Source organism: Thiocapsa bogorovii, from assembly GCF_021228795.1.
Lineage (GTDB): Bacteria > Pseudomonadota > Gammaproteobacteria > Chromatiales > Chromatiaceae > Thiocapsa > Thiocapsa bogorovii.
In genome coordinates, this window is sequence record NZ_CP089309.1 from 2764333 (window position 1) to 2776894 (window position 12562).

General features: G+C 65.7%; 11 protein-coding genes. 8 read left to right on the forward strand and 3 right to left on the reverse strand.

Annotation, left to right across the window (positions count from 1 at the left end):
* From speA to LT988_RS12540, 8 genes are all read left to right on the forward strand, one after another.
* Positions 1–1881, forward strand: coding sequence for a biosynthetic arginine decarboxylase (speA, locus tag LT988_RS12505; protein WP_232410450.1), 1881 nt, complete (start codon positions 1–3; stop codon positions 1879–1881).
* Positions 1882–1884: 3 nt separating this feature from the next.
* A complete protein-coding gene (locus LT988_RS12510) occupies positions 1885–2235 on the forward strand; it encodes a hydrogenase maturation nickel metallochaperone HypA/HybF (RefSeq protein ID WP_232410451.1) in 351 nt (116 codons plus the stop codon).
* A gap of 336 nt (positions 2236–2571) precedes the next feature.
* Positions 2572–3492 carry a hydrogenase nickel incorporation protein HypB gene (hypB, locus tag LT988_RS12515; protein WP_232410452.1) on the forward strand — a complete coding sequence of 307 codons (921 nt, stop codon included), beginning with the start codon at positions 2572–2574 and terminating at the stop codon, positions 3490–3492.
* A 124-nt stretch (positions 3493–3616) separates the two neighbouring features.
* The gene (locus LT988_RS12520) at positions 3617–4126 is read left to right on the forward strand and encodes a hypothetical protein (protein ID WP_232410453.1); all 510 of its coding nucleotides are present in this window, start codon (positions 3617–3619) and stop codon (positions 4124–4126) included.
* A 129-nt stretch (positions 4127–4255) separates the two neighbouring features.
* Positions 4256–4729, forward strand: coding sequence for a DUF302 domain-containing protein (locus LT988_RS12525; RefSeq protein ID WP_232410454.1), 474 nt, complete (start codon positions 4256–4258; stop codon positions 4727–4729).
* 8 nt (positions 4730–4737) lie between these two features.
* Positions 4738–6855: a glycosyltransferase gene (locus LT988_RS12530; protein WP_232410455.1), complete on the forward strand. Its 2118-nt coding sequence runs from the start codon at positions 4738–4740 to the stop codon at positions 6853–6855.
* Positions 6852–7769 (forward strand): glycosyltransferase family 2 protein, encoded by a 918-nt coding sequence (locus LT988_RS12535; protein ID WP_232410456.1) that lies wholly within the window; start codon positions 6852–6854, stop codon positions 7767–7769. Before LT988_RS12530 ends, LT988_RS12535 begins: the two co-directional genes overlap by 4 nt.
* Before the next feature lie 2 nt (positions 7770–7771).
* Positions 7772–8824 carry an NAD-dependent epimerase/dehydratase family protein gene (locus LT988_RS12540; protein WP_232410457.1) on the forward strand — a complete coding sequence of 351 codons (1053 nt, stop codon included), beginning with the start codon at positions 7772–7774 and terminating at the stop codon, positions 8822–8824.
* 66 nt (positions 8825–8890) lie between these two features.
* Here LT988_RS12540 and LT988_RS12545 read toward each other — a convergent pair whose 3' ends face one another.
* The 3 genes from LT988_RS12545 to LT988_RS12555 form a co-directional block, all read right to left on the reverse strand.
* Positions 8891–11278, reverse strand: coding sequence for a DUF1631 domain-containing protein (locus LT988_RS12545; protein ID WP_232410458.1), 2388 nt, complete (start codon positions 11276–11278; stop codon positions 8891–8893).
* A gap of 328 nt (positions 11279–11606) precedes the next feature.
* Complete coding sequence (locus LT988_RS12550; protein WP_232410459.1) at positions 11607–11843, reverse strand: type II toxin-antitoxin system RelE/ParE family toxin; 237 nt, start codon at positions 11841–11843, stop codon at positions 11607–11609.
* 118 nt (positions 11844–11961) lie between these two features.
* Positions 11962–12459, reverse strand: coding sequence for a BrxE family protein (locus LT988_RS12555; RefSeq protein WP_232410460.1), 498 nt, complete (start codon positions 12457–12459; stop codon positions 11962–11964).
* Positions 12460–12562: the final 103 nt, after the last annotated feature.

Below are 12562 nucleotides of genomic sequence, written 5' to 3' on the forward strand. Positions count from 1 at the left end.
ATGGACCCAGATGTGAAGCGCTGCAATCAGATCTATGCCATCGACCGTTGGGGCGAGGGCTATTTCGGGATCAACCCCACGGGGCATCTCTATGCACGACCGGATCCAGACGGCGCGACCGAGGTCGATCTGGCCCTTTTGGCCGAGCAGCTCGACGCGGAGGGCCTGTCGCTGCCGGTGCTGGTGCGTTTCAACGATATCCTGCGCCATCGGGTGGAGTCGCTTCACCGTGCCTTCGTGGATGCGAGCGCGGCGCACGGCTACAGCGGGCGCTACCAACCCGTCTATCCGATCAAGGTCAACCAGCAGGCCGGCGTGGTGCGCGAGATCCTGCGCTCCGGTCATGCGGGTCTGGAGGCCGGCAGCAAGCCCGAGCTGATGGCGGTGCTGGCACTCTCGCCACCCGACGGTCTGGTGGTCTGCAACGGATACAAGGACCGCGAGTATATCCGGCTCGCCCTGATCGGGAGACGGCTCGGCCTGCGGGTGCAGATCGTGATCGAGAAGCCGTCCGAGGTGGGACTCATCCTCGAGGAGGCCGAACGGCTCGGTGTGGAGCCCCTGCTGGGCGTACGGGCGCGGCTCGCCGCCGCGGCGGCGGGGAACTGGCAGAGCAGCGGCGGGGAGAAGGCCAAGTTCGGGCTCTCGGCCAACCAGATCCTGGATCTGGTCCGCACGTTGGACTCCGCCGGGCGGCTGAATCGGCTCAATCTACTGCATGCCCACCTGGGCTCTCAGATCCCGAACCTTCAGGACATCCGCTCCGGTGTCGCCGAGCTGGTGCGCTTCTATGCCGAGCTGCGGCGGCTGGGCGCGCCGATCACCATCCTTGATGTCGGCGGCGGACTGGGTGTCGACTACGAGGGGACCCGCACGCGCAACTACTGCTCGGTCAACTACAGCTTCGCGGGTTACGCGAGCGCGATCGTCGAGAGCGTCGCGGCCGAGTGCCGTCGTCGCGATCTGCCCGAGCCGGATCTGCTGAGTGAGTCGGGTCGTGCGCTCACCGCGCATCACGCCGTCTTGATGACCAACGTGATCGATCGCGAGGAGGCCGGCGGCCAAGGCGTGCGGCCCAAGTCCGACGAGGGGGATCCGCTGCTCGATGCACTGGCCGGACAGCTTCGCGCCGCGGACGAGGCGCCTCCCCAGGAGGTCTATTCGGAGGCGCGCGAGCTGATGGCGGCCGCACGCGAGCGGTTTGCGGCCGATCGACTCGACCTGACCGGACGGGCGCGCGCGGAGGAGCTTTTCTTCGCCATCTGCCGGCGCCTGGCCGGACGGCTGGATCCGGCGATCCGGCGCCACCGCGAGCTGGCGGACGAGGTCAACGCCCTGCTGGCCGACAAGCTCTTCTGCAACTTCTCCCTGTTCCAGTCGATGCCGGACGTCTGGGCGCTCGATCAGATCTTTCCGATCGTGCCGATCCAGCGTCTCGACGAGCTGCCGAGTGCGCGAGCGATGGTGCATGATCTCACCTGCGACTCCGACGGCTGTATCGACCACTATGTCGACGAGGGTGGGGTGGAGGCGAGTCTCCCGGTGCATGCCGGCGCCGGGTCGGAGGCGCCCTATCTCATCGGTTTCTTCATGGTCGGCGCCTATCAGGAGATCCTCGGCGACATCCACAACCTCTTCGGCGACACGGATGCCGTGAACGTCGAGCTGGATGCGAGCGCACCGACCGGCTACCGTCTGCTCGACGCCGAGCGTGGCGACTCCACCGACGAGCTGCTGAGCTATGTCCACTTCGAGCCGCGCACCCTGCTCGCGCACTATCGACGCAAGCTGGACGCCGCCGGTCTGGACCGGGCGACCCGCGAGCACTTCTTCGTCGAGCTCAAGGCCGGGCTCTACGGCTATACCTATCTGGGCAGCTGAGCCATGCACGAGCTTTCCATCTGTCAGGCCCTGCTCGATCAGGTCGAGCGCATCGCCGCCGAGCACGGGGCGAGCGGGGTCGAGCGCATCCTGCTGCGGGTCGGCCCGCTCTCAGGTGTCGAGGGGCCTTTGCTCCAGCACGCCTATCCGCTCGCCGCAGCAGGGACCATCGCGGAGAACGCGGAGCTATTGATCGAAACCGCACCCGTGCGGGTCGCCTGCAGCGACTGCGGCGCCGAGACGGACGCCACCCCGAACAGGCTCCTATGCGGGGCCTGCGGCAGCTACAAGACGCGGCTGGTGAGCGGGGACGAGCTCCTGTTGGCGAATCTGGAGCTGACCATCCCGGACTAAAGCTAAACCGCGTTCTGCGTTCATCCGGATCGTTCGGTGTGTATCTTGGCCTCGCACGCATCCAAAGCGCCGGCGCGACGCGGTTTAGACTACAGAAGGAAAAATGTCTAAAACGCGTCACCCACCAAGCTTCTGAGTGGCTATCGAGGCAAGCCCAAACCGATGAGCGCGCATAACATGCTTGACGCGTTTTAGAGGCGTACACTCGGGTTTCTGCGCTCGCCGGGAGCGGCAATGCGCGACGAATCCGGAGTCGACCTCGCTTGATGTCGAGATCCGAATGCCCCGGCCTCACCTGGACAGCAAGGCGGGGCGGTGTCTATGGAGCGATCACTCATGTGCGATACCTGCGGCTGCAATATCACCCCCGGCAACGAGCATCTGGTCCGTGCGGACGGCAAACACGCCAAGACCGCCGACGGCCGTGCGGCGGTCACCGTGCTCCAAGCACTGCTCTCGGAGAACGATCACGAGGCGGCCCACAATCGGGAGCATTTCGATCGTCATCAGGTGCTGGCGCTGAATCTCATGTCCTCGCCCGGCGCCGGCAAGACCAGTCTGCTGGAGCGGACCATCGACGCCTTTGCCGGTCAAGTGCGCATCGCCGTGATCGAAGGCGATCTCGAGACCGAGAACGATGCCGAGCGTATCCGCGCCAAGGGTGTCCCGGCGGTGCAGATCGCAACCGGAAGCGCCTGCCACCTCGATGCCCACATGGTGCACGATGCCCTGCATCGGCTTGATCTCAACGAGGTCGACATCCTCTTTATCGAGAACGTCGGCAACCTGGTGTGCCCCGCCAGCTTCGACCTCGGGCAGCACCGCAACGTCACGCTCCTCTCGGTGCCGGAAGGCGACGACAAGCCGGCGAAATATCCGGTCATGTTCCGCGCGGCGGACCTGGTACTCTGCACCAAATCGGATCTTCTGAACGTACTGCCCGAGTTCTCGGTCGAGCGTGCGGAGCACCATCTGCGACAGCTGGCCAGCGTGGTGCCGTTCGAGTCGGTCTCCACGCGCGGCGAAGGCGACATCGAGCCCTGGCTGAATTGGTTGAGCGACGAGCTTGCGGCCCAGCGCTCGCGCCTCGAGCTCGGGCGGACCATCCGCCCCTCGGTGCAACCCGACGGGGCTCGACTGCATGGTCACGCCTCGGACGGGCATACCCACGATCATCATGGCCACGGCCATACCCATCATCACGACCACGAGCACGGCCATGCTCACCATCATACCCACGCCCATGAGCAGGACTGAGCCTATTGCGACGCCTTGCTGTTGGGTGTAATTAGTGGCCGGGTTGCCGTCGACAGACCGCAACCCGCGAAGATTTCCGGATGCGCGACACGAGAGAAATCACACCAACCCCGGAGGAACCCCGATGCCGATCAAACCGATCACGACCCTGTCCGCCGTATCACTCGCCGCGCTGGCTGCGCTGACCATCTATGCACCTGTCAGCCAAGCCTTCAACTTCGGCAACATGATGAACCCGAGCCGCTGGATGGGCGGCGACCGTTACGACGACTACGACGAGGGCTATTACGGCGGCCCTTACGGCGGTCCCGGCTTCGGTTACCCCTACGGCGGCTACGCGCCCGGTTACGGCGCGCCGGGATATGGGGCACCCGGTTACGGTGCACCTGCCCCGGGTTACGCGGCGCCCGGCTACCCGGTCGCGCCCGCCGCCGTCCCCGGAGTCGCGCCTGCGCCGGCTCAGGCGCCTTCCACGGGTGCAGCACCTGTCGACAGCGCCGAGGTCCAGGCGCTCAAGCGGCGTGTCGAGGAGCTCGAGGCGGCGCAACAACAGCAGCGTTCGGCCCCGCCGGCCGCACCGCCAGCGGGCGACTGGCCGTCCGCACCGGCCTTCCGCCCGATGAACCAGTACTGACGCATCGTCGATTCGACGCCTTGTCGGTCATCACCCCGCCACTCGGCGGGGTTTTACGTCTCGCGCGGGACGCGGTTTCGATCCGTGATCGGCGTTGCGAGACGGCCCATCAAGAGAGGATTCAGACGCATGTTCAAACTCAAGCGCGGCCTCGCCGGACTGCTGCTGGCCGGCGGGCTCCTGTCCCAAGCCGCCTTCGGCGGGGGCTATGCCGTCTACACCAGTGACTCCGAGTTCGCAGACGTGCTCGAAGGGCTCAAGATGGCGATCCAAGAGCGCGGCATGTACATCAACAACGTGATGAACATGGGCGAGATGCTCGAGCGCACCGGAAAGGATCTCGGCATGGATACCCCGCTCTTCGACGAGGCCGAGTCCATCGAGTTCTGTAGTGCGGTGCTCTCGCGCGAGATGATCTCCGAGAACCCGTCCCAGGTGGTGAATTGCCCCTTCATCATCGCCGTCTACACGCTGCCCGAGAAGACGGGGACGACCTATGTCGCCCACCGCGAGATCCCGGCGGATCAGATCGAATCCAGCCCGGCGATGGCCAAAGTCGCGGACATGCTCGAGGCGATCTCGGAGGCCGCCGTCTCCTGGTAGATGGTAGGATGACGGCCGTCGGATCGACTGCCGGAACGCACGCCCTGGACATCATCCTCCGCTATTTCCCCCGCGCCCTCCATGTCCTGCGCACGGAGGGCGTCTCCGTTCTGCTGCGCAAACTCAAGCGCCGCCTCGGCACCACGCCGCTGCGTGTGGCCGACCCGCCGCGTCTGCTCGCGCTCGGCGAGCCCTTCGAGCCGGTGGACCTGACGCCGAGCGGTCCGCCGTTAGTTTCGGTGGTGATCCCGGTCCACAACCAGTTCAGCTACACACACCACTGTCTCGCCGCGCTGGCTCGCGCCGGCGCCGGACGGCCTTTCGAGGTGATCGTCGTCGACGATTGCTCGAGCGACGGGACCGCCGAGCGTCTCGCGCGCTACCCCGGTCTGCGCCTGATCCGCAACCCCGAGAATCTCGGGTTCGTCGGATCCTGCAATCGCGGCGCCGAGGCGGGGCAGGGCGCCTATCTGGTCTTCCTGAACAACGACACCCAGGTCCAACCCGACTGGCTGGATGCGCTGATCGACACCTTCGAGGATGCGCCGGACACCGGAATCGTCGGCAGCCGTCTCCTCTATCCGGACGGTCGCCAGCAGGAGGCCGGGGCTATCCTCTTTTCCGACGGCACGGCCTGGAACTACGGGCACCTGGACGCCCCGGACAAACCCCGATACAGCTATCGACGCGCCGTCGACTATTGCTCGGGCGCGGCACTCGCCATCGAGACCCCACTGTTCAGGCGGCTCGGCGGCTTCGACAGCGCCTTCGCACCGGCCTATTACGAGGATGCCGATCTGGCCTTCCGCGTGCGTGCCGCCGGACGCGCGGTCTACTATCAACCGCTCTCGCGGGTCGTTCATTTCGAGGGGGTCAGCGCGGGTCGCGACGAGCAGGCCGCGACGGGGTTGAAGCGCTATCAAGGGATCAACGCCGAGACCTTCAGGACGCGTTGGGCCGAGGTCTTGGCCGGCTTCGGCGAGCGCGGCGAGGATCTGGAGCGGGCGAAGGAGCGCGGCGTGCGACGCCGGGCCCTGGTGATCGACAACTACATGGTCACTCCGGATCGCGAGTCCGGCTCGGTGAGGATGCTGAATCTATTCCGCATCCTGCAAGGGCTCGGCTTCAAGGTGACCTTCGCGGCCGCGAATCTGGAGGCACCCGAGCCCTATGTCGCCGACCTGCAGCGCATCGGTGTGGAGGTGCTCTACCGGCCCTATGTGCGCCGTATCCGTGACCACCTGGCGAGCCATGGCAGCGACTACGACCTGGTGATCCTGAGCCGTGCCGATGCGGCAGCGGCAACACTCGACGCCGCCAGGACCCATTGCACCAAGGCACGCATCGTCTTCGATACGGTCGATCTGCACTTCCTGCGCGAACGGCGACTCGCGCAGCTGCAAGACAATCGCGCAACCCTTCGCGTCGCCGAGCAGCGCAAGGCGCAGGAGCTCGACCTCATGCGTCGGGCCGATCTGATCTTCGTGGTGAGCGAGGCCGAGCGCGACATCCTCGCGGTGGAGGCCCCGGATGTCCGGGTCTATGTCGTCTCGAACATCCACCGGGTCTTCGGCTCGGCCAGGCCCTTCGAGGCTCGGCGCGGCATCCTCTTCATCGGCGCATTCGCACACCCCCCGAATACGGACGCCGTCCTCTTTCTCTGTCGCGAGATCATGCCCTTGCTGCGCGAGCGGGTGCCGGACATCCGACTCAGCATCATCGGCGCGGATCCGCCGCGCGAGGTTCTTGCCTGCGCCGGGCCGAACATCGAGATCGCGGGGCATGTCCCGGATGTCGAGCCCTTCTTCGCCGCGTGCCGTGTCTCGGTCGCGCCCCTGCGTTACGGCGCCGGCGTGAAGGGCAAGATCAATCAGAGCCTCGCCCACGGGGTTCCCGTCGTTGCGACCCGCGTCGCCGCGGAGGGCATGCACCTGGTCGACGGCGAATCCGTACTGATCGCGGACGATGCGCCCGCATTCGCGGAGGCGATCGCGCGGCTCGATCGGGATCCGCTGCTCTGGCAGCGTCTCTCCGATGGCGGGATCCGGGTGATGGAGACCCATTTCGGCTTCGCCGCAGCGGAGCACGCGCTTAGAGAAGCACTCGACCTGGAGCCCGACACATGAGCACCGGCGCTTCAAGTCCCGCTGTCAGCGTGATCGTCGTCAACTACAACGCAGGCGATCTGCTGGGCGAGTGTGTCGGGGCGGTGCTCGGATCGGATGTGGCGGTCGAGGTCGTCGTGAGCGACAACGGGTCGGACGACGGGAGCATCGAGCATCTGCGCGCGATATTCGGCGCGGACCCGCGACTGCGCATCCTCGAGAACCGCGCCAATCTGGGCTTCGCCAAGGCCAACAATCGCGCCTTGCCGCTCGTCCGGGCCGATCGACTGTTGTTCCTGAATCCGGACTGCCTGGTCGACCGCGACACCCTGCCGCGGATGCTCGCCTTCATGGACAGCCGCCGGGATGTCGGCATGGCCGGCTGCATCGTGCGCAACCCGGACGGGAGCGAGCAGGTGGCCAGCCGCCGGTCGATCCCGGATCCCTGGATCGCGCTCAAGCGCATCCTGAGGCTCGATCGACTCCTGCCCCATCGAGGCGGACGCCGCCTGAACCTGCATCAGGAGCCGTTGCCCGCCGAGCCGGTCGAAGTCGAGGCGATCTCCGGATCCTTCATGCTGGTGAGCCGGCGCGCGCTCGATGCCGTCGGCCCGCTCGACGAGGGCTATTTCCTTCACTGCGAGGATCTCGACTGGTTCGTGCGGTTTCGACAGGCCGGTTGGACCATCGCGCTCGTCCCGGATGTCAGCGTGATCCATCACAAGGGTGCCTGCAGCCGACGCAGCCCTCTGCTGGTCGAGCGTCACAAACATCGCGGGATGGAGCGCTTTTATCGCAAATTCCAGGCACGCGAGTATCCGATGCTCTTCAATGGGTTGGTCATCTTCGGTATTCGGGCCCATCTTTGGGGCCGGATTCTCGTCGACACCCTGGACCGGATCTTCACTCGCGCCGGACCGCGGACGGCGGACTGACCATGAAGCGAGACGAAAGCGCGCCGCTCGGCTCGATCCTGGTCACCGGGGCGACCGGCAAGGTAGGCCGACGGCTGGTCGCGGAGCTGCTCGGAGCCGGTCACCGGGTGGCGATCGTGACGCGATCCTCGGATGCGGCGCGGACACTCTGGCAAGGGCAAGAACCCAGGCCGGGTCCCGAGATCCGCACCGCCGACCTGACCGACCCGTCGAGTCTCGGATCGGTCTGCGACGGCATCGACACGCTGTTCCACCTCGCGAGCTATTCGCCGCGCCCGGACGAGCCGGACATCTACGAGGCACCGCCCCACTGGCCGGTGACCGCCGTGGGCACAGCCAACCTGATGGCTCGGGTCGAGCCGTCGGGCATTCGGCGGGTGATCTATCTGAGCAGCATCAAGGCGATGGGCGATCGAGCCGGTGCACTCGGCCGACCTGCCGACGAGTCGAGCATCCCGGCGCCCGATAGCCTTTACGGTCGCGCCAAGCTGGCCGCCGAGCGCAGCGTCCTCGAGCTCGGAAGGACGACCGGACGACACGCCGCGGTTCTGCGGCTGCCCATGGTCTATGGACTCGGGGAGAGCGGCAACATCGCCCGCATGGTCAAGGCGGTCGCCGCGGGGCGCTTCCCGCCTTGGCCTCGGATCGAGAACCACCGCGCCGCGATCCATGTGGAGGATGCCGTCGCCGCCGCAATCCTGGTGGCCAACCATCCGGAGACGGCCGGCGAGGTCTACCTGGTCACCGACGGCCGAGACTATTCCACCCGTTGGCTCTACGAACAAAGCCTGATCGCACTCGGTCGACCCGTACCGCGCTGGACGATCCCGCTTCCCGTCCTGCGCCTCGCGGCCGGCATCGGTACGTTGGGCGAGCGCCTGACCCGGCGGCGCATGCCGCTGACCCTGGCCGGGCTCGGCAAGCTCACCGGCGACGCCTGGTTCTCGTCGGCGAAGTTGGAGCGCGATTTGGGGTTCCGCGCGCGCCGAACACTGGAGACCGAGATCCCGCAACTGTCGAGGGCGCTGGCCCAAGTGTCGGACGCCGGGACCTGATCGAACCGTTTCGAACGCAGAGGCACGCGCGGCCTGGCCCCGGGAGACGGGCAGCTTGAGAGGCCGTCAGCCGGAATCGCTCGTCGTCTCGGGCATGACCTGCTCGAGCACTTGGGCCACCGCACGATCCGTCAAGGGATCCTGGCTCAAGACCCGGGCCGTACCCTTGCGCAGATGACCGGCGAGACTGGTGGTGGCCAGGGTCAAGGCGTTGTCGCCCTGCCGATTGGTAAAGAGGTAGACCCCGCGATATTTGCTGACCCAGCCCAACCGTAAGGTCTTGCGGGTCCCCCGAAAACTCTGAAACTCCACCCAGTCGCCGACTTCGAGCGAACGGGCGAGCAGCAGATACTGGTCCGGCGGCCCCGTCTCGTCGGACGTCGGCGTCGACTCCTCGCCTTGCGCCAGGTCCTCGGCGAATTCCGGCGCGCTCGCAGCGCCCGCCGTCTGTAACGACTCCGCCGCGGATGTGGGGAAGGCGTTTTGATCAAACATCGGGTCGGATGTTTGCTCGGGCGGCGGCTCCTTGTGCAGGGCGCCCATGTGGAGCCGGATCAAGCGGTCGAAGAAGGGATCCCAAGCTTCCTCGAGATGGACGGTTTCCAGGCCTCGGCGCAGGCGCTTGAGGAGATCCGGGAGCGCCGTGAGGAGCCGGCTGCGCTCTTGCGCCGTGTCTTTGGGCTTGACGCTCCAGATCAGGTCGTCCATCGTCGCCAGCGCTTCGCGCCACGGCTCGCCGGCGTCGCCGAAGCGGATGAAGACGTCGATCATCACCCGACGCCAAAAGCGATCGAAAAACGATGCAACCAGAACGGGAAGCCCGGAGTCGGTGGTCCGGGTCGCCAACTCCACGCCGACTCGCGAGGCGGCAATCTCCTGGCGATCGCGTTGCTCGAGCTGATCGAAGACACGCTGCGACTTGCTTTGCGCGTGCTCCTCTTCCTCGCGCAGGAACTCTTCGAGATTGTAGGTTTGAACCGCGAAGACGTTCAGGTCCGTGTCGAACCCCTCGACGACCGCATCGACGATTTCACGGACCTTGTCGACGAAACGGGGCTCGTCCTTCTCGTTGCGACCGATTCCGGAGCTCGCGACCACGTCGAGCAGCCGACGGGCGGGGTGCCTGCGATCGGAAAAAAAGGACTTGTCTACCAGCGCGACCTTGAGCACCGGAATCTGCAGCTTGGCCAACTCCGCGCGCACGGTCGCCGAGAGCTCGGGGTCGTTGAAGATGGCATCGAACAGCCGCGAGACGATGTCGATGGTCATGGCATCAAGCGGCCTCGACCACATCATCATGGGTGTGGCGCGAATCTGTTGAAGCACGTTGCCGCGCCGCGGATCGATGTTCGCGGTTCTCAGGCCCGGAATCTGACGAAAATCCGTAAACCCTCGCTGAAGCGCGTTCAACGCCTCGATCAGCTGGGCAAGGCCGAACGCGGGTGTTTCCTGACCGCCCGGTGCGGAGCCGCCCTTCGGCGCACCGGGCGCAGCTGTCGTCCGGGAGAGTCGTCCGCGACTCGCGGTCTGGATCGCTCTGGCCAACTGGCCGAAGACGTCATCGTTCGAAAGACGTGGAACCCGCCCGAAGTCCACCTGCGTTTCGATCCGGGCATCCTGGTCGGCAACGCCCCGTTCCTCCTGCTCGGCCAATCCCGGATCCTCCGAAGGCTCGAACCCGGCCCACCCCGTCATCCCGCCGAAAGTCCCCCCGGGCTGGTCGGGAGTCTCGCTGCGGGGAGCCGACAGGGGTCCCGCAAGCGGGATGGTCGGAAGTACGCCCGACTGAACGAGAAAACGATTCAGATCCGCGTAGACGCCGGGAAGCTCGACGGAGGTCTGACGCTCGAACTCATGCAACAGGATCAGCGCGAGCTGCTCGCGAACATCCATGTCGTTCAGGGCCTGGAGCATGGCGCTGAAAAGGGTACGCGGGTACAGCGGATTGTCGTCCTGGCTGATCCGAGGCACGCGCAACAGCGCCGCGAGACGGCGGTCGAGCGCTGTAAGCTGCTGGGAGCAATTGCATGCCGCGCGGGCCGAGAGTTTACCGATGGCCAGATCACGCTCGAAATCGTCCGTGTCCACGAGACGCAGCTCGTCGGTCTCGTGCATCGCCGTCGCAGCCTCCTTCGACTGCAAGGCGGCGACGCTCGCGTCAAAGCAGGCGACATAGGCGCTGCGGAACTGCTGCAAGAGCTGTTGCCCGCGGTTGTCGAGGAAATCCATCGCCGAGAAATAGAGCTGTTGTTGCTCGAGGCTAGTCGCGCGGTCGGCCATCCCGAGGAAATCTTCGCTCGCCCCGCCGAGATGCTGCGCGAAAACGGTCGCCAGACCGTGCGCGAGCCGATCGCGACACCCGGTCAGCAGCGCGTCCGCGTCCATCGACGTCAGACCGGCGACGACGTCCGGCGTCTCGGGCGGGGGACGGGAGGAGGTCGTGGTATCGGCCATGGATGCAGGTCTCGAATGTTCAGCCGCACCGTCGCGGCGTCGGAGGCATCGTTTGCCGTCATCGACCCACGAGATGCTCGGGGCTCTGCACTACGACGGCAGCCACGCCTCACGAGCCGTGTGGGGTCGACAATCAGGGCAAGTATAGGGCAGGACCGAAACCGATGCCGCAGCTCGATGTCCCCGTCGGCTCCACAAGAGGGTAGACATCCCGCTAGCACAGCGTTCAATCGCGGGGCGGGCCTCCGGCAAGAGAGATCCCAGGTCGTCGCGGAGGGTCGGAACGTCGACTGTCGGTCACCTCGACGTCATAGGCGTCATGCTCCTCTCATCGGAAACAGATACGCCATTGGTCGTTGATGCGAATGCTCCACTGACCCGCACGGTCTTCGCGAAGCTGTTCCAGGCGGTTGGACGGCGGCACGCGCAGAAAGTCGAGTGGGTCCGCCGCATCGATGGCTTGCAGCTTGGCGTAGGCGCGGCGATGGATGTCCGGCGGAAGACCCCGCACGCGTCGACCCGAGAACAGGGCGGCGGTCGCATTGTCAGCGAAGCTCTTGATCACCTACCGAGGGTAGTACATGTGACGTTTAGCCTAAAGAAGCTCATAACACGGCCTGCGCTTATGACGAGGACGTTCTTTCTCGTTGCTGACTCAGAGACCCTGATCGAAGTGCTGCCGCTCAGGACGCAGTGCGCGGCTTAGCCGCAGTTCGGGCAGCGAAACCCGTCCGGCAAGCGCGTGTGTTGGATTGGTGGGTACCAGGCAAGGGAACCGATGGGCCTTCGGCCGAGCGGCGCAGCTGGCCTACCGCGGCCAAGTGGCGTTCATCCACGAGGCCAGCCTCGGCGAGCGCGAGGAGAAGATCGTCAGAGCCCGCCCCGGCCAGGTGAGTGAAGAAAGGTGAGCAGCGTTCGCCCTCATCCAACCAGTCCTGCCAGTGCGCTTCGAATTGATCCTCGATCCGGGCGGGGAGGTTCCAGAGCGTCATGCATCCGGGCGGGTCGAAGAGCTCATGGCAACGGCTGTGCGCGACCGCAAAGGCGATCCGAGCCTGGGCGAAATGATGGGTTGAGGGAACTCCGCGCTGCAGCGCCAGCGCGCCATGTCGACCGAGGCTTCCATTGGTATTCCACCAGCCTGCCCCGTCCATCTCCCCGTAACGGGCGACGATCCACATTGAGCACGCGGTCCAAAACCTAAAGAAGAACTGCTTGCTCGAGGTTTTCACGGGCTCTTCGTACGATTAAGTCTGTGATTTTTCAGTTTCTAAAACAATGATT